We start from the raw sequence: 19,810 nt of genomic DNA on the forward strand, positions 1-19,810 counted from the left end.
ACTACTCCCCCTTCTGCTTTAACGGATGAGTGAAGGCAAGACGGGCACCTGATGTATACGCAGGATCTACCCAAATTTCCCCACCTAAACGATTAATTATCAATTTACATATCGACAGCCCAAGCCCTGTCCCCTGCATTCCTTCATTCAATTTCTCAAAACGTCCGAATATCGCGCCCTGCTTGTCGAGGGGAATGCCACAACCCGTATCGGCAACAGAAAATTCGGCAAAACCATTCTCATCTGTACGCAATGCCAGTATGATACTTCCCTCTTTTGTAAACTTTGTAGCATTGACCAACAAATTTATCAACAATTGTTGTAAACGACACTGGTCAGTTTCAATAACCAATGAAGGTATCTCCGTTTCAAAACGGACGTCGGCTGCTGTCTGTTTTATATTCTCCAACATCTTCACTACATTCCGCGACAGTCCCACAACCTCGACCGGTGCTATGCTAAACTGCATGTTCGCAACATCCAGGCATGAGATATCCACTACATCACTGATCAATTTGAGCAGTAGTTCCGAATTCAATTGAATCACATCATTACATTGAATCCGCGTAGCCTCATCGATTCCCGGTGTAATAAGCACCTCCGAAAACCCCGCCAGTGCATTCAAGGGAGTCTTGATCTCATGGCTCATATTCGAAAGGAACAAACTCTTATTACGAACAGACTCTTCTGCTTGTGTTTTAGCCTTTAGGAGTTCATCCTTAGACTGAATAAGCTTTCGCCTCTCTTTTCCTAAATAGAGGAAACCAACCAAAATCAGAATAACAAGAAACAGGATAATAATAAAAATAAGCTTCCATAAATGATTTTGCTGTGCATTGTTCTGCAATTCCAATTCATCAATTGAATATTTCTCCCGCATATCTTCCACCCGGTCAATGGCATATACGCGAAACAAGGAATCGCCTTTTTCTATCAACTTAACATAAGTCCGGGCAGCTTCCTCATAATTTCTCTCCTCCACCTCCCGACTTGCTTCAGACCAATATAAACTGTCGATAACTGCCTCTTCAGCCTTCAGAGACAATGACAGCCCAAACCATACAAATGCTAAAAAAATCAGGAGTCGTTTCATTCTATCATTTGGTATAATGACAGCAAAGATAATCTTAAAAAGCAAACGTTTATCATTAATCTATATAAAAAAGAGGTATTCCAAGCAGATAAAACTCCTTAAAACACCTCTTTATATAAAAATACAAGATATTATTACTTAATCAGTATCTTTCCATTCATCTCAGCAGGCATTTCCAAGCCCATGATTTTCAAGATAGTCGGTGCAACATCAGCCAAACGACCGTCTTCAACTTTAGCAGAAGAATTTTCCGTCACATACACACAAGGAACAGGATTCAAAGAATGTGCCGTATTCGGTGTTCCATCTTCATTCAAAGCGTGGTCAGCATTTCCATGATCGGCAATGATAATCACTTCATACCCTTGTGCCTTGGCAGCTTCAACCGTATCTTTCACACAAGCATCCACAGCAGTAACCGCCTTTTCAATAGCTTCGTAAATACCGGTATGTCCTACCATATCACCGTTGGCATAGTTCACTACAATGAAATCGTATCTGTTTTCATTAATAGCTGCCACCAACTTGTCTTTTACTTCATAAGCGCTCATTTCCGGCTTCAAATCATAAGTGGCCACTTTGGGAGAAGGAACCAAAATACGGTCTTCATTCTCATACGGAGTTTCACGACCTCCATTGAAGAAGAAAGTAACATGAGCATATTTCTCAGTTTCAGCAATGTGGAGCTGATTCAATCCTTTTGCAGCGATATACTCACCCAACGTATTCATCACATTTTCCTTGTCGAACAGGATGTGTACTCCCTTGAATGAAGCATCATACGGAGTCATGCAGTAATACTGCAATCCGGGGATAGTATGCATGCCTGCTTCCGGCATATCTTGCTGGGTCAAAACAACGGTAAGTTCCTTGGCACGGTCGTTCCGGTAGTTAAAGAAGATCACCACATCGCCTTCTTTAATCGTACCGTCCACGCTTGCGTTTACAATCGGTTTGATGAATTCGTCCGTCACACCTTCATCGTATGATTCCTGCATAGCCTGAACCATATCCGCAGACTTCTTCCCAATGCCGTTTACCAACAAGTCATAAGCTTCTTTTACGCGTTCCCAACGTTTGTCACGATCCATCGCATAGTAGCGTCCGATAATAGAAGCCACTTTTCCAGCTGATTGGGCACAATGAGCTTCAAGCTGTTCGATGAATCCTTTTCCACTCTTCGGATCGGTATCGCGACCGTCCATGAAGCAATGTATAAATGTATTAGCGATTCCGTATTCTTTCGATATGTCACAGAGTTTGAACAAATGATCCAGTGAGCTGTGAACACCGCCATCGGAAGTCAATCCCATAAAATGAATATTCTTTCCGTTCTCTTTTGCATAAGTGAAAGCAGAAACAATTTCCGGATTCTTCATGATGCTGTTATCGGCACATGCACGGTTGATCTTCACCAAATCCTGATATACCACCCGTCCGGCACCGATATTGAGGTGTCCTACTTCTGAGTTACCCATCTGTCCATCGGGCAAACCAACGTTTTCACCACTTGCCTGCAACTGAGAATGAGGATAGGTTGCCAACAGATAATCCCAATAAGGAGTGGGTGTATTGAAAATTACGTCATCTTTCCCGTGGTCGCCTATTCCCCAACCATCCAGGATCATTAAAAGGGCTTTCTTACTCATAATATCTAAAATTAATTAATTGACTTCTCGATTTCGGCCGCAAAGGTACGAAAAAGATAATTAGGAAGAGATTTAATCTATGTTAAGCCTCCGGTACAATAAGATTCATTCTCAGATTATTTACGTACTTTTGCACCGCTTTTAAAAAATTTAAAACAAATATGGACGATTCAAACCCGCGAACGTGCAACAGTATTAACTAAAAGCGAACAGAGAGCCACGGTGAGCGTCACAAAGTCTCTGTTCGGTTTAAAAATCAACGAAAGGAGACAATAAGATGAGAACGTATCTCTATTGTGAGGCTGGCTTTGTGGAAAAATCACAATGGCTGCCCAACAGCTGGGTAAATGTAGTATGCCCCGATGCAGATGACTTTGAATTTCTGACAAAGGAACTGCAAGTCCCCGAATCTTTCTTAACGGACATCGCCGACACCGATGAACGCCCCCGTACCGAAAACGAAGGCAACTGGCTGTTAACCATCCTGCGTATTCCGATACAAAACCAACAGAACGGCATTCCCTTCAGTACGGTTCCTATCGGTATTATCACCAATAACGAGATCATTGTTTCGATCTGTTACTACCACACCCAATTATTGCCCGATTTCATAGAGCATACCCGTCGCAAGGGTATCGTGGTACGCAATAAGCTCGACCTCATCCTCCGGCTCATCTATTCATCGGCCGTCTGGTTTCTAAAATACTTGAAACAGATCAATATCGATATCACTGCTGCCGAAAAAGAGCTGGAGAAGAGCATCCGTAACGAAGACCTCCTGCGCCTGATGAAGTTACAGAAAACGCTGGTCTATTTCAATACCTCCATCCGTGGCAACGAAATCATGATCGGCAAACTGAAAACGATCTTTCAGGACACGGACTACTTGGATCAGGAACTGGTTGAAGACGTTATCATCGAGTTAAAGCAAGCGTTCAACACGGTGAATATCTATAGCGACATTCTCACCGGCACGATGGACGCATTCGCTTCTATCATTTCGAACAACGTGAATGCCATCATGAAACGTATGACCAGCCTCTCGATCACCCTGATGATTCCTACATTGATTGCAAGTTTCTACGGGATGAACGTTGACATCCATCTGGATGAGGTGCCACATGCTTTCGCATTGATCATAATAGCTTCAGCTATGCTGTCGGCACTCACGTTCGTTATCTTCAGAAAAATCAAATGGTTCTAAACAGAGACTATGAAATGAAATAAATGATCCCTGCCGATTCGTTTCGTGAAAATAAAAGAGAGGGAAATAAAATACGCATAAGCATTAAAAAAGAGCGTCTAAACTTCTATTACAGCAGTTTAGGCACTCTTTTCGCATCATATAAGCAGACTCTTAGTACAAAACTTTTTTACCTCAAAATTTGTAACATTCAGAACCGTTGTTTACATTTGCAAAAAGATACTACATTTGTGTTAAAACAAAACATGCCTTATGAAGAAGAGACACTTAAAGTTTATTCCAATCGTTCTTGCAGCTCCATTGTTTACACTTACCTCCTGTGTGGATAATGATTACGATTTGGACGACAACATCGATTTAACCATTCAGGTAGGGGGAAGTGAATTTGCCATCCCAGGTGGGGAAACAGAACCCATTCCACTTAGCAAAATTCTGGACATAGAAGAAGACGGTGTTGTAAAAACCACCCCCTCGGGAGATTATTATTTATTACAGGAAGGTTCGGAAAAGACAACCAACATTTTTGTAAACGGTTTTGAAGTGAACAGCCCAAATATCAATCCGATAGACCAGGAACTTAGTTTCACTATACCGGAACAACTATCGTCCATCCCTCCGCAAGAGATCTCTGCAGAACTTCCCGAGAAAAAGACAGAATTCGATATAAAAGGGGAAAACCTACCTTCGGATATCAAAAACCTCTCTGTCATCAAAATGGACATGGAAGCCAAGATACACTTCTCATTTACTCCAGCGGTGGCTAGTAAGCTCAGTCTGAAAGGGGTGGTTCTAAACTTCCCGGAATTCATCATTTCTTCCAAGCTCACCAATGGAATGCTGAAACTGAAAGACCAGGAAGTGCATACTGCAACCAGCACCGGTGGATTGACACTTATCGTTCCGATAGAAGGTATTGACTGCAACAAAAACGGAGTGTTTTTTGATGAAACCAGCCATACACTTTCCATTCATGGAGATATCGTCCTGAACGGAGAAGTAAGCATTAATACCGGTGATGTAGACCAAAGATACGAAGGAACTACTACATCGGTAACTTTATTAGCAGAAATCAATTTAGAAGATGCCAATACAAAGGAATCAATCGTCAATGTGAATAGCGTGACAGGTATTGTAAAACCTGACATCGACATCACTTTAGATCCTGTCACCTTAACAGGGCTACCCGATTTTCTGAGTGATGAAAAAGTAACATTATCCGTAGAAAACCCAATGGTATTCTTTACCGCTGATAACAAGACACCCGTAGCAGCGGGAATAAACGGTAATATCACCTCTTATATTTACAATGACAATGGTGAAAAAATACCTTTGTTAAAACCGGAAGACCCTGCCGTATTATTTAATTTTACAGTTGCCAAAGAGAAAAAGCAAGAATTCTGCTTATCCCCCATTGCACCGACCGGTATGGAAGACGTGATCCACGTCGAAGTACCCAACATGCCTTCACTTATCACCAAGATTCCCGACCTATTCGAGTTTGATGTGATAACCGAAGCAACTGATGAAGAAACGGAAATCGAATTGAATAAAACATACACCATCACTACCGACTATAACGTAAACGTACCTTTCGTTTTCGGACCGAAAATCACGACCATCGTTTACAAAGACTCTGTAGACGGTTGGTATGACGATTTGAAGGATTATGAAGTAAAACAGATAAATGCCACTGCCGCAGCAATCAATAAGATTCCATTAGGTCTGAACTTTACAGCCGAAGCATTAACGGTGGATGATCAGGGCAAGTCCAAAATACTTGACGGTGTAGTCGTTACAGTGATCGTTGACGGTGAGAAAGACGGCATCATCAAAGCCGGCAATAACAACACGGCAACCGAGAGTTCGCTTGTTATCGAAATCGTAGAGAAGACTCCGGGAGCAGTCAAGATGCTCGATGGACTCGCTTTCGAGGTGGTAGCTGCATCGACAACAGGAGCCGAAGGCCAACAACTGAACGAAAACCAAACATTACAGTTGAAAAACGTACGTCTGAAAGTTCCAGGAGGCGTGATTGTAGATTTAAATTAACTGAAACGTAAAAACGAATAGAACAATGAAACACTATAAATTAAAGGTCGCATTAGCTTTACTCATCGTCCTTTATCCTGTATTTGCAGGAGCGCAGAATCTCAATTCGAGCTATTTCATGGAGAGCATGATTCATCGCCACCGACTCAATCCTGCTTTCATGGGCGAAACCAACTATGTAGACATCCCCGTTATCGGCAATCTCAATGCCGGACTGCAAGGAAACATCGGTGTGAACGATTTCTTGTATAAATACAACCAAAACGGACGTAAGTTGACCACATTTATGAACCCGAGTGTCAATGCCAACGAGTTCTTGAACAATTTGCACAATAACAATCACTTGAATGTAAATGCGAGTCTACCGATCATTGCTTTCGGTTTCTGTAAATGGGGAGGATTCAATACTTTCGAAATAAGTTTCCGTTCCAACACTTCCATCAACCTGCCCTATGAATTGTTTGATTTCATGAAGACGGGTATGAGTGAGGCAGGAGGTAACCACTATATGGTAAAAGACCTCACCGTACGATCCAACAATTACTTCGAGGTAGCCATGGGACACTCCCGTGAAATCATCGAAAACCGGCTGACAGTAGGTGCCAAAGTGAAATTCCTTATCGGTGGAGGAAATGCAGATGCTAAAATCAAAAAGATGGATATCACCATGGGGCAAGACGAATGGATTATCGATGCCGAAGGTAGTGGCCAGGGTTCATTGAAAGGCGGTTACTTCAAAAGCAAAGCCTCCGACGAACAAGGCAAACCGGGAGAGATAGACGGATTCGATGTAGATAAAATCGGAGTAGCAGGTTATGGTCTGGGAATCGACCTCGGTGCTGCTTACAAAATGGATGATTTTGTAGAAGGTCTGACGCTCTCGGCCGCATTGCTCGACCTCGGTTTTATCCGGTGGAATAATGCCCTGAATGCGGAAATGAAACACAATTACACCTTCAAAGGTTTTGAGAACCCGATTGCTGTAAAACCGGAAGAGGGAGCCCCGGGCGACATTGACGATGAGTTGGACAATTTAGGTGATCAATTTGAAGAGTTCATCAAATTCTACGACAAGGGAAATACAAGCGGTCGTACCACAGCTTTGGCTGCAACAATGAACATCGGTGCCGAATATACTCTGCCCTATTATAAGAAATTGAGATTCGGACTTCTGTCGTCCACGCATTTTAACAAACCTTTCACTTGGTCGGAAGCACGCATTTCTGCCAATGTGGCTCCGGTGGATTGGTTTGAGGCTTCGGTGAACTATGCATACAGCAGCTTCGGCTCTTCATTGGGATGGGTATTGAACTTCCATCCGAGCGGTTTCAACTTCTTTATCGGAACAGACCACATGATCACTAAAGTAACCCCGCAATATGTTCCGGTAGGCAATGCGAACGCCAACGTATGTTTGGGATTCAATATTACCTGGGGAAAAAAGAAATGTAAGAAAGTGGTAAGTACTACGACTGTAACACAGTTTTAAAGCTACAGTCATTGAAGAAATGGGCTATTAATAACCCATTTACCAATCATTAATACCTATCGTGATGACCATTAATACCCATCGCGATAGGTATTAATAGTTATTGCGCTAGTTATTAATATCCTGCAAAATCAGAAACGTACAAAAGGAGATCACATAAAATGCAGTGACGGGAAATGTCCTTTCTATTCAAAACTCAACTTCAACTGCCCGTCTCCCAAAAGATTGAATGTCATCCGGTGATAAGGAGTCGTCCCACGTTCCGAGATGGCTGCACGGTGTTTGCGCGTAGGATATCCTTTGTTATGATCCCAGTCATAATAGGGAAATTCGTCATGCAAGCGATTCATATAGTCATCGCGATATGTTTTTGCAAGAATGGATGCAGCAGCGATCGAAAGATATTTCCCATCCCCCTTGATGACAGTCGTATGAGGTATGTCAAGGTACTTTTTAAACCGGTTGCCATCAATGAGCAAATGTTGCGGGCGAAGTTTCAGTTGATCGATTGCCCTGTGCATGGCAAGAAAAGAAGCATTAAGAATGTTTATTTCATCAATTTCTTCCGGAGATACAATTCCTACCGCCCATGCGACGGCTTCTTTCTCTATGATTTCACGCAAAGCATACCGTTGTTTTTCGGTCAACTGTTTCGAATCGTTCAAAAGCTCATTCTTAAAATCCTTGGGAAGAATAACGGCAGCAGCATACACAGCCCCTGCCAGACATCCACGGCCGGCTTCATCACAACCGGCTTCTATCAGTTCTTTATTCAAATACGGTAGTAACATAATTTCTCCGTTTATAAAACGGGACAAAGATAGTTGATATAATCCTTATATTATATTCATGGTACAAAATATATAAAAATTCATATCTATGCACATATAGAACACCAATTTGCAGAATTATTAATTTCGCTTTTTCAGTTTAACTGCCTTTTTCCAATTGTTCCTATTCCATATCAAATTGAGCCCCTTGATATCCAATGTGTCTTGTAATGATACATAATTGAAAAATAGGAACTTTATTAAATATCAAAAGCTGAAAATGGGGAATGAGTCTACCATCCGATAGCACTGCACGATCTCCAATTTTCAGCTTTCGTTCTTCACTTAGAACAAACTCCAAGCAACGGTCAATCCAGCCATAACAATGGCAACCATGCTCATAAGTTTTATAAGGATATTCAAGCTCGGACCGGAAGTGTCTTTAAACGGATCGCCTACCGTATCACCCACTACCGTAGCTTTATGTACTTCGCTCCCTTTACCACCGAAGTGTCCTTCTTCCACGTATTTCTTTGCATTATCCCAGGCTCCTCCGGCATTAGCCATGAATATAGCAAGGACAAAACCACTGCTTAAGCCGCCTATCAGCAAACCCACCACTCCGGTCACACCGAAAATGAGTCCGGTAATAATCGGAGCAACGATTGCAATCAATGAAGGAACTACCATTTCGCGCTGTGCCCCCTTAGTAGAAATAGCCACACAACGCTCATAGTCCGGTTCTGCCTCCCCGGTCAGTATGCCTTTAATTTCACGGAACTGGCGGCGTACCTCGTCCACCATATGTCCGGCAGCACGTCCTACAGCGTTCATAGTCAATCCACAGAAAAGGAATGCCATCATCGAACCTATAAAGATGCCGGACAGCACTTTAGGATTCATCAGAGTCACATCATAATAATTCATGAAATCGACAAAAGTCGCATTCGCTGTAGCTATCACATCACCGTTAGGCATGTTCAATTCTATAATATCCAACCGTGTCAATCCGATACGGATCTCTTCAATATAAGATGCAAGGAGTGCCAAACCGGTCAAAGCGGCCGAACCGATAGCAAAACCTTTCCCCGTAGCTGCCGTAGTATTGCCCAGTGAATCGAGAGCATCCGTACGTTTACGCACCTCTTCACCCAGACCGGACATTTCAGCATTTCCTCCGGCATTATCCGCTATCGGCCCGTAAGCATCCGTTGCAAGCGTAATGCCCAATGTCGAAAGCATACCTACTGCGGCAATTCCGATACCGTAAAGTCCCATACCTACATTATCAAAATCAAATCCCGATGCAAACAGGAAAGAGGCAATGATGCCCACAACGACTGCCAATACCGGAATAGCCGTGGAGAGCATGCCCAGGCCTATACCGGAAATGATAACCGTAGCAGGGCCGGTCTTACCGCTTTCACTCAACTTCTGGGTAGGACGATAAGATTGGGAAGTATAATATTCGGTCGAACGCCCGATCACAATACCAACTATCAGCCCTACGACAACAGCGCAGGATATCCAAACCCAATTATCAAGTTGTAAAAGCCAAAGAATAAAGAAAGTAGCTATCACAATCAGCACAGAACTCAAGTTGGTGCCGAAAGCCAATGAATTCAGCAAGTCCTTCATCTTTGCATTCTCCTTTGTACGCACGGAGAAAATACCGATTATAGAAAGGATTATCCCAACAGCGGCAATCAGCATCGGGGCTATAACCGCTTTAAATTGCATGGCCGTATCACCCGTATGGATAAAGGCGGCCGCACCCAATGCAGCAGTTGCCAAAATAGAGCCGCAATAAGATTCGTAAAGGTCGGCACCCATACCGGCAACGTCACCTACATTATCTCCTACATTATCGGCAATCGTAGCCGGATTACGCGGATCGTCTTCCGGGATTCCTGCTTCCACTTTACCTACCAAGTCGGCTCCCACATCGGCAGCTTTGGTATAAATACCGCCTCCTACACGTGCAAACAACGCCTGCGTAGAAGCACCCATACCAAAAGTCAACATGGTTGTTGTGATCATACACAGCTTATGAGTTGGTGTCAGCGCATCTGCCGGAATCGCCCAGTTCAATAACAGATACCAAAATGAAATATCCAGCAGCCCGAGGCCTACCACCACCAGTCCCATCACCGCGCCACTGCGAAAGGCGATGCGCAGACCGGCATTTAATGAATTGCGGGCTGCATTTGCCGTACGAGCAGAGGCATACGTTGCCGTCTTCATACCCAAGAAACCGGAAAGCCCCGAAAAAAATCCACCTGTCAGGAAGGCAATAGGCACCCATGCATTTTGTACTTGAAAGCCATAAGCCATAATCGAAAACAGGATTACCAAACCCAGAAATACCCAGCCGACAATCTTATACTGCTGTTTCAGATAAGACATTGCACCTTTGCGCACAGCAGCAGCAATTTTCACCATTTGAGGAGTACCTTCACTCTCTTTCATCATCTGCTTATGAAAATAATAAGCAAAGCAGAGAGCCAAAACAGAAGCGGCTGGAATCAGCCAGAAAAGCATACTATCCATAGAATAAATATAAGAGGTTAAACGAAGGGCTAAAAATATTAATTTAAGATGAAATAAGCAAGAAACTGAGGGAAATGTTTTTGCAGAGAGAGTTTTTATCCGGATAAATCAGACTAATTCTGGAATTAGTTGAAGCGAGCATTTAATTTATTATGTTTTTCTCCTTTTTCCTGCTAATTTTGTTAATGTCTTACTAAAAATGTAACACTATGAAACATTTAAGATTCTCATTCGCCATGGCGATTCTATGGATGCCATTGGTATTGTTCGCTCAGTATCTACCGCTGACAAAGACGAACAAGATTGAAATGCCCAAAGCTGGAATCAGCAAGTTACAAACCGGAGAACTTCCCACATTGGACAGAGAGAAGTTCCCCGTCCTGCAACGGGTTCCCCAAACGAAAGCACAAGCTTTCAGCACCATTGACGAACTATCGGGATTCTACATTCAGAGGAACTATGATCTCAGCGGGAACACCCGGAATCCGTCCGTCAGTATCAACCCGGCAAGCGAGACTACTATTACTATAGAAAACTTCAGTGGATTGGGAAAAGATATCACCGCTACTGTAGATTTGGAAAATAATAAGATATCTATAGAACCACAGATCGTATATGAAAGTAATAACACTACACTCTACCTTTATACATTCAACGCAGAAACAGGCGTAATCAGTAAAACCGACCCACTCGAAGGAAGCATCGGCAAAGATGGAATTACCTTGGGAACATGGGGCTGTTTCAGCAAAGATGCGAGATCGTATGCCAACCTGTATGCCATGTCTCAGTTATTGCCTTCCAATGGTATCATGACTACTGTTGATTATAAGGATAAAACTGAAAACGAATTCCCAGTTTATATCGAACAACCCTTCGACAACATACTCAAAATAGCCAACTTCGGTAATACCGGATCAGATATTACCGTCAACCTCTACCCGGACAAAACATTCAGTATTACTCCGCAATTCATGTTCACTGCGTCCGGCTACGGAGACTTTTATTGCTACTATACAGAATGGAAAACCGAAAAATTCAGTAAAACGTATCCTATTCAAGGAACAGGAACGGATAAAACAATGAAACTCGGAAACTGGGGAATCCTCTTCGCAGGCCAACGCCAAACTGTTATAGCCGGAGGGTTCGAATCTTCTACAATCACCTTAGACGGCATTACGATCACCTATCCTCAAGGGAAGGAAGCAGCATTCGAAGGAGAAGGTACGGAAGCCAGCCCATATCTTATTAAAACAATGGATCAACTGATTGCATTGGAACAGTCTGTCAACAAAATAACGGGTACACCCAATGACTACAAAGGGAAATTCTTCCGTCTTGAAAACGATCTGGATGCAAAATCTCATGGAAGCACACAATTGTTACCCATCGGTAATTCTATTAATTACTGCCGATTTGCCGGAACATTCGACGGCAACGGGAAGAAAATATCCAATCTTACGTTGAACGTGCCCGAACCGGGACTTTGCGGTCTGTTCGGAATCATTGATCCCGCAGGTTCCGTCAAGGACCTGACTCTTGAGAACATAGACTACACGGCATCGGGAGAAAATGTAGGTGGAATTGCCGGAGCCAGCTTCGGTGCCATTACCCTGTGCAAGGCCAGCGGGAAGATAACCGCCAATGCGAAAAATGTAGGCGGCATAGTAGGTTATCTCGAAAATGAAGTCAGTCAATCTTCCTTCGAAGGAACCATTACCTCTAATGGAAATGTGGGAGGAATAGTCGGGCTGACCTACGGCAACGTCAACAAATGCTGGGCACGCGCCAATATAGGTTGCTCGTATGCCTCACAAACTCGTTACATGGGAGGCGTTGTCGGTGGTATCTATGGCAGTCAAACCGGTGCAAAGATAAACGATTGTTACTTTTCCGGAATGATAGTCGATTATGTAGATCAAGTTACGGACAACGGAACGATCTCTTACCAAGGCGGAGTAGCCGGATTAATATACAAAAGTGAAATGAGACGTTGTTTCAACGCAGGTCACATCATCGGTACAGCCGCCACCGGGCAAACCGCCGGAGTAGTAGGCATTTTGATGAGTTCCGAAATAATCGATTGCTATAATGCAGGAAGTGTCAGCAATACGAATTCCGAACATACAGGCGGAATCGTAGGCTACTCCATAAATATAACGTCTACCGAGTTCTCAACCATTAAGAATGTATATAGTTCCGGTAATGTCGCCACCAAATCGACTTTCAAGTATAAAGAGATTATCGGTGAAATGAAGGAGGGCGACACATTGGAGAATTTCTACTTTGACGGTCGCAACTACGGAACAGCCATTCCTGAACACGGGCTGACAACCTCACAAATGACCCAAGCAAAATATTTGGAAGGATTCGATACTTCCGTATGGAATTTTAGTACAAACGTCTATCCACGTCTGAAAGGCATCGACAATAATAATGCTGCCTATCTGTCGATGGCTACCATTCTGTTATCAGAGAATGAATTCCTTTCCAAAGTGAAAACTCCTTTCCGGATCACTACCGACAATACCACTTGGAGCGTCCTGAAAGACGGTAAACAAGGTAATGAAGGCCACGGAATCATCATTAATGGCAGTAAGATCGAGATAAAGCCGGTATTTGCCACAGATACGATTTATGCGTTCAATGCCGACAAAGAATATAAGAGTTATCTTATATCAATCGTCCCGAAAGTATTCGATGGTGACGGAACGGCAGACACACCTTACCTGATCAGAAATCTGGATGATTTGAAAACACTGGCAAATGCCACCGTGGAACATACACAACATTTCGAAGGAGACTATTTCCTGATGATTAATGACATAGATGTTGCAGGAGATGAAACATTTACAGGTATCGCTGCCGATGGTAAATCTTCCCATTATTTCTCAGGCACGTTCAACGGAGGAAAACATACGATTCATAATTTCAAACTGAAATCGGTAGAATATCTCTCATCCGGCAAAGTAGACATGGAGAAATCACGTTCGGGAGTAGGCTTCATCGGATACTTGTCACCAACGGGAACCTTGAAAAACCTGACGATTGCTGATGACTGTTCATTTGAGTTCTATGCTTTCTCGGCTCCATTGGTAGGATACAACGGAGGAACCATCGAGAATTGCAAGAATTATGCCGATGTAAAAGGTGCGAGTGCCCATATCGGTGGTATCACGGGATATTCTGAAAATAATAAGGCACTGATTCGGAACTGTCTCAATTCAGGAAATATCAACGGAGGATATTATAACACGGGAGGCATTGCCGGTATCAATCTGGGTATCATCGAGATTTGCCAGAACAACGGTAACATAACAGGCAACAGTGTCAGCAAACAATATAAAGACGGTGAACAATTCAATGTAGGAGGTATCACCGGAGCTAATTACGGAGAAATATATGATGCGCTAAACACCGGCAACGTGGCTTCTTACAAAGCCATCGGTGGTATAGCAGGAGTGAACTATGCCCGTAATACAATAGGTAGCATCATGCGTTCCGTCAACTATGGTTATATTAATCCGTTAACAGACATATCGACTTGCGGTTCCATCGTAGGTGATCTGGAAAGCAAGACCGAACTGAAAGATAATTATTACGATTTGCAAATTGTGCTGACCGAAGGAGCCAATGATGGACCAACAACCGGTTGCAGTGGAGTCAATACCAGTGTATTGACCGGAGGCACGCTCGACGGTTTGGATTCAGAAGACATCTGGTATATACAGGCAGGTGCATATCCATTGTTGAAAGTATTCAAAGACGATCCGAAATCGGTAGCCGCTTCCCATATGTTCGTAACCTTCACTGATGGGGAGAACAGAATAAGTATAAAAACAAATGCTACCTTAAATAAATACAGCGGATTAGGTTGGAAATTATCAAAATCCGAGCAATTTAAGATAAACGAGCAAGTTCTTAATCTGACTCTGCCGGAAAACGATATCGCTCTCGACACGCTGACTGCAACTTATGGAAATTATCACAAAGAGTTCTACTTAAGAGCCGTACCTCCCATTCTGCCGGGTAAAGGGACTAAGAACGAACCTTGGTTGGTAAAGACTGCTGCCGACATGGATAAGATCTACAAATTCGCAGCCGATAAAGTGGACTTCAACCATGAATATTTCCGGGTTGAAAACGATATAGACTTCACGGGAATAGAGTATCACCCGATAGCTGCCGAAGCCGATGTTCTCAAATTCCAAGGCTACTTTGATGGAAACGGCAAGAAATTCACAAACCTGAAATACGTATCTTCAGATCCTCTGGAATTCAAAACAGGAAGATATAAAGGACTGTTCGGCATTGTAGGCAGCAACGGAACGATTGCTAACCTGACAATTGAAAGCAACTCTTCATTTACGGCATTCGGCTACTCCGGTGCATTTGCCGGCGGATTGCGCGGAAAAATCATTAACTGTGTAAACAAGGCTCCCGTATCGACCGTAGGAGGTGCCAACAATATCGGTGGTATTGCCGGTTATGTATATGAAGGAGGTATCATTCAAAAATGTTCCAACTATGCCGATATCACTTCCAATACAGGAACAACAGCCGGTATCACCGGCAAGACGGAAGCTAATACATTGATTGACGAATGTTTCAATTCCGGTACGATTTCTGCAGCAGGTGCCAGTAGCGGAACCAATGGAGGCATCGTAGGCGTAAATGGCGGAACCATACAGAACTGTACGAACGAGGGCACTATCAACGCCAACAGTTCGAACGTTGCAGGTATCGCAGCTAAAAACAACGCCAACGCAGCTATCATCAATTGTGTCAATAAAGGCACCATCACGGGAAACAGCAATTACGCAGCAGGTATCGTTTCTGCAACACTGGCAGACAATGTGGTCAAAGACTGTGTCAACAGCGGTGAAGTTAACGTGCCGACTATAGCAGGTGGTATAATCGGGCAATCCAGAAACGGTGCTGTACTGACTGTAGACAATTGCCATAATACAGGTAAAATTACGACCACCAAAACAAATGCCGGAGGTATCATCGGTTCTTTAGGTGCCGGTACAATCATGCGCGATTGTTGGAACGAGGCAGACATCACCGGGACAGGTACAATCGGTGGTGTTGTCGGAACTTCAAGCGGTATGGATACATTCACGACTCTCATCAAGAGATGTTATAACACGGGTAAGGTGATTTCCAACAAAGACAATGCAGGCGGTGTAGTAGGAAATATCGGTTCCAATGTAGATGCAGATAGCCTCTATAATATAGGTGAAGTGTATGCAGCTGCCAGTTATGCCGGAGGTATCACAGCTTCCAACGGTTTATATCTCTCCAATTGTTGGAACTCGGGTAATGTGACTGCCGGAGAATCTCATAGTGGAGGTATCTGTGCCTTAGGGCTCGGTGATATTGTGAATTGCGTCAATTTGGGTAATGTTACAGTCGAAGGCAATACCGACAAAAATATCAATGCCGGAGGAATCATCGCCAAAACACGTGCCATACTTACCAATTGTTACAACATGGGTAACGTGACCGCGTACAATCAGGCAGGTGGCCTTTACGGACAAATCTTCGATAACGGAGCAAAAGCGGAAGCTTACCGGTGCTATAATACGGGTAAAGTGACGATCACCAATCCGGAAGGAACGGCAGTAGGCAACATCGTAGCTTTGAATCCCGACTTCCTGGTTTGCGAAGATGTGTACTATGACAAAGAACTCGTTGCAAAAGAATATGAAAATGACAAAGATGCCACAGGCTTGACAAGCCGTGAAATGATCGCTCTCGACCTCGGAGAAGACTGGCTTGTACAGACTGCCACTTATCCTACACTGAAAACTCTCAAGGATTATGAAGCCACCAATCTGTCGGCAGCAAGTATCCTTTTGACGGAAAGCGATACCCCCGAAAAAGTCACGGAAGACTTCTTGGTTGGCACACCGGCAGGTGTAAGCTGGAGCGCTTCCGACCATATCACATTCAACGGGAATGATGCCATAGTGGATCCGGACACAAAGGCAACGGTTACTTTAACCGCCACCGCAGGAGATTATCAGAAGAGTTATACCCTGGTACTCGAAACCAAGAAAGTAGGAATCGCTTCTGAAAACATCGGTAAAGTCATCGTTGAGCAGTTCTATTACACGACCAACGGTGTAAAAATTGAGAAACCGGAACAAGGAATCAACATCGTTGTAACCATTTACGATGACGGATCAGTTGAAAACAGCAAGGTTCTCATCAATGAAAATACGAAGTAAAAAGACGTATTTTGACGCATATTTAATGTAAATATCCTGTAGAGAGGATGAGGCATCGTTTGAAATGCCCCAAAAGTTAGACAATAATACTTTTAGTGTGCATATTGAACTTTTACCTCATCCTCTTTATGAATCAGAAAGAGAATTATCATCTGAAAGAACGTTTTCCGAACCAATACAAGAATATTATGAAGAGAATCATTACCACCTTACTTTTATTTTTCGTTTTATTGGAAGGTACGATCCAAGCCATCCCCGCCAAACGTACCCCCCAAACGATAACCCAACCGGACGGTACAACCCTTACCACCCTTCTGCAAGGTGATGAGAATTTCCATTACCTCACCACCACTGATGGCATCATGTTACAGGAAGCAGCAGACGGCTTTATGAAATATGCCACTGTCAACACTTCAGGAGTACTCACTGCTAGTGAATACACCGCTCATGATCCCGGGAAACGAGGGGAACCGGAAAAAGCATTTATTAAAGGAATCAATACCGCGCAGATAAACAATGCCGTCCAAAAGATAAGGGTGCAGGAAAGCAATCCACGTTGGCTAGCCGATACGGATAAGCCTAAATTTCCCAATCAGGGAACCGTCCGTGGACTGATCATCTTGGCCCAATTCAAGGATGTCAAGTTCGCTGCCGAGAACACACCGGAAGAATTCCGGAAAATGATGAATTCCGAAGGCTATTCTGCCAATGGTGCCACCGGAAGTGCCCGCGACTATTTCATTGACCAGTCCTCCGGTGTATTTACCCCTGAATTTGATATTGTCGGTCCGGTTACTCTACCGGAGAACATGAGCTTCTACGGAGGCAATAACATCTACGGCAAAGACCAGAATCCGGCTCAAATGACCGTAGATGCCTGTTATGCCGCTGACACCCTTCTCAATGTAGATTTTTCGCAATACGATTCCGACAATGATGGAAAAGTAGACTTGGTTTTCATCATCTATGCCGGTTATGCAGAAGCACAGGGAGGTCCAGCCGCCAGCGTATGGCCACATGCCTGGAACCTTGAGTATGCAGGATTTAAAGATATCAAAATGGATGGTAAACAGATCTATAGCTATGCCTGCTCTTCCGAACGGCACGGCAAAGCCGGAACCACCATGGACGGCATCGGGACTTTCTGCCACGAATTCAGCCATTGCTTGGGCTTACCTGATATTTACGACACCCGTTATACCGGTATGGTAGGTATGGGATCATGGAGTCTGATGGACTATGGGGCTTACAACAACGAAAACAGAACCCCCGCTGGATATTCCGCCTACGAACGGTACAGTGTCGGATGGCTCAACCCGGTTGTACTTAAAGATCCCCAAAAAGACATCGAACTAAAAGCGATGGACACTGCCAACCAAGCTTATCTGTTAGTCTCCGATCAGAACCCCAATGAGTACTACACGATCGAGAACCGACAACAAAATAAATGGGATGCTTACCTTCCGGGACATGGAATGATGATCGTCCATGTAGATTATGTACCTTCATTATGGGAAAGCAACGTTATAAACAGTAGTGTTGCCGGACATCCTCACTTGCAGATAGTGCCTGCGGACAACGAATTCGATGATTACGCTGGTGACTTATTCCCCGGAACCACTCAAAACACCTCATTCACGGATGAAAGCGAACCAGCGTCCACACTATACAGTGGCGGATTCCTGAGTAAACCATTAAGCAACATCCGTGAGAAAGACGGAACCATAACATTCGATTTCATGCACTTTGTCGGTACTCCGGTAGCTACCGAGGCAACGGACATCACTGAAGATAGTTTTACCGCCAACTGGGACCCGGTCAACAATGCCACTTCCTATACCTTGGAAGTTTCCTCCTGCATGACGGGAAGAAAGAATATCTCCGAAGAGTTCGGTAAGTTTACCAAAGGTAGCCCGGAAGAAGCAGATGAGCAAGACATCTCCAATGCATTAAGCACCTATACCGAAACGGACGGTTGGACTGGAAGTGAAATCTACCAAGCCGGTGGTCATGCCCGTATGGGAAATAAGAACACAGGCGGTAGTCTCACTACTCCCCTCCTCGACCTTACCTGGGAAAAAGAATTCACCTTGTGTTGCAGTGTAAAGGGAAGCAAAAGCCTCATCAGCGGTTTCATCTTCCAATTATTGGATGCCAACGGAAAAATCCTACTCGATAAAACAATGATGATGAATGCTTCGGAAAAGACACTCTACTGGGTAGTGAACACAGATGCCCCGGCAGGATACATCCGGATAGCAACCAAGGCTGCCGCCACATTCGACTACATACATATCTACGATGGAGATGTAAAAGAACAATTGGAGAAGAATGAAACCTTGACCACACCTGAAGAATACAAGAACAGTAAAGCCGATATCACCGATAATTCTTTCAACTTCACCGGATTAATCAGCGACAAGAAATATATTTATAATGTATACGCAAAGATGAACGAAGAAGTTTCACAGAAATCCAATAAGGTAGTGGTACAAACCCTGAAATACTCAGGCATAGAAACCTCGTCCGCTTCAAGAGGAATATATACGCAAAAGGGTAGCCTTCGTTTTACATCGGATATTCAGGAAACTATCCATATTTACACAGCAAACGGAATGAATATACATACCGGAATAAGCCGGGAAGGAACAAACGAAATTGCTTTACCGAACGGTTTCTACATTGTGATCATCGGCAAGGATAAGTACAAAATACATATCCCTTGACACCATAAAAAGGACAATACATCGAATCCTTAACAAAACATTCACTC

General features: G+C 43.6%; 9 protein-coding genes. 5 read left to right on the forward strand and 4 right to left on the reverse strand.

Features of this window, described 5'->3' with window-relative positions; genetic code table 11:
• Position 1 precedes the first annotated feature (1 nt).
• Positions 2 to 1,093, reverse strand: a complete 1,092-nt coding sequence (locus H8744_RS04480) for a sensor histidine kinase (protein ID WP_262433679.1) — start codon at positions 1,091 to 1,093, stop codon at positions 2 to 4.
• A gap of 134 nt (positions 1,094 to 1,227) precedes the next feature.
• Positions 1,228 to 2,742: a 2,3-bisphosphoglycerate-independent phosphoglycerate mutase gene (gpmI, locus tag H8744_RS04485; RefSeq protein ID WP_262433680.1), complete on the reverse strand. Its 1,515-nt coding sequence runs from the start codon at positions 2,740 to 2,742 to the stop codon at positions 1,228 to 1,230.
• Between the two features lie 277 nt (positions 2,743 to 3,019).
• On the opposite strand from gpmI, the gene H8744_RS04490 reads away from it, so the two are divergent.
• The 3 genes from H8744_RS04490 to H8744_RS04500 all read left to right on the forward strand — a co-directional run bounded on the left by H8744_RS04490 (position 3,020) and on the right by H8744_RS04500 (position 7,484).
• On the forward strand, positions 3,020 to 3,946 hold the full coding sequence (locus H8744_RS04490; protein WP_262433681.1) for a magnesium transporter CorA family protein: 927 nt from the start codon (positions 3,020 to 3,022) through the stop codon (positions 3,944 to 3,946).
• 252 nt (positions 3,947 to 4,198) lie between these two features.
• Positions 4,199 to 5,995 carry a hypothetical protein gene (locus H8744_RS04495; RefSeq protein ID WP_262433682.1) on the forward strand — a complete coding sequence of 599 codons (1,797 nt, stop codon included), beginning with the start codon at positions 4,199 to 4,201 and terminating at the stop codon, positions 5,993 to 5,995.
• Between the two features lie 25 nt (positions 5,996 to 6,020).
• Positions 6,021 to 7,484 carry a DUF5723 family protein gene (locus tag H8744_RS04500; protein WP_262433683.1) on the forward strand — a complete coding sequence of 488 codons (1,464 nt, stop codon included), beginning with the start codon at positions 6,021 to 6,023 and terminating at the stop codon, positions 7,482 to 7,484.
• Between the two features lie 185 nt (positions 7,485 to 7,669).
• On the opposite strand, the gene rnhB is transcribed toward H8744_RS04500, so the two are convergent.
• Positions 7,670 to 8,275: a ribonuclease HII gene (rnhB, locus tag H8744_RS04505; RefSeq protein ID WP_262433684.1), complete on the reverse strand. Its 606-nt coding sequence runs from the start codon at positions 8,273 to 8,275 to the stop codon at positions 7,670 to 7,672.
• Positions 8,276 to 8,599: 324 nt separating this feature from the next.
• Positions 8,600 to 10,804: a sodium-translocating pyrophosphatase gene (locus H8744_RS04510; protein WP_262433685.1), complete on the reverse strand. Its 2,205-nt coding sequence runs from the start codon at positions 10,802 to 10,804 to the stop codon at positions 8,600 to 8,602.
• Positions 10,805 to 11,013: 209 nt separating this feature from the next.
• On the opposite strand from H8744_RS04510, the gene H8744_RS04515 reads away from it, so the two are divergent.
• Positions 11,014 to 17,037, forward strand: coding sequence for an autotransporter outer membrane beta-barrel domain-containing protein (locus H8744_RS04515; protein WP_262433686.1), 6,024 nt, complete (start codon positions 11,014 to 11,016; stop codon positions 17,035 to 17,037).
• A gap of 128 nt (positions 17,038 to 17,165) precedes the next feature.
• Positions 17,166 to 19,763: a M6 family metalloprotease domain-containing protein gene (locus H8744_RS04520; RefSeq protein WP_262433687.1), complete on the forward strand. Its 2,598-nt coding sequence runs from the start codon at positions 17,166 to 17,168 to the stop codon at positions 19,761 to 19,763.
• The last annotated feature ends 47 nt before the right edge of the window (positions 19,764 to 19,810 follow it).

Origin of the sequence: Jilunia laotingensis (assembly GCF_014385165.1) — a bacterium.
Classification (GTDB): domain Bacteria; phylum Bacteroidota; class Bacteroidia; order Bacteroidales; family Bacteroidaceae; genus Bacteroides; species Bacteroides laotingensis.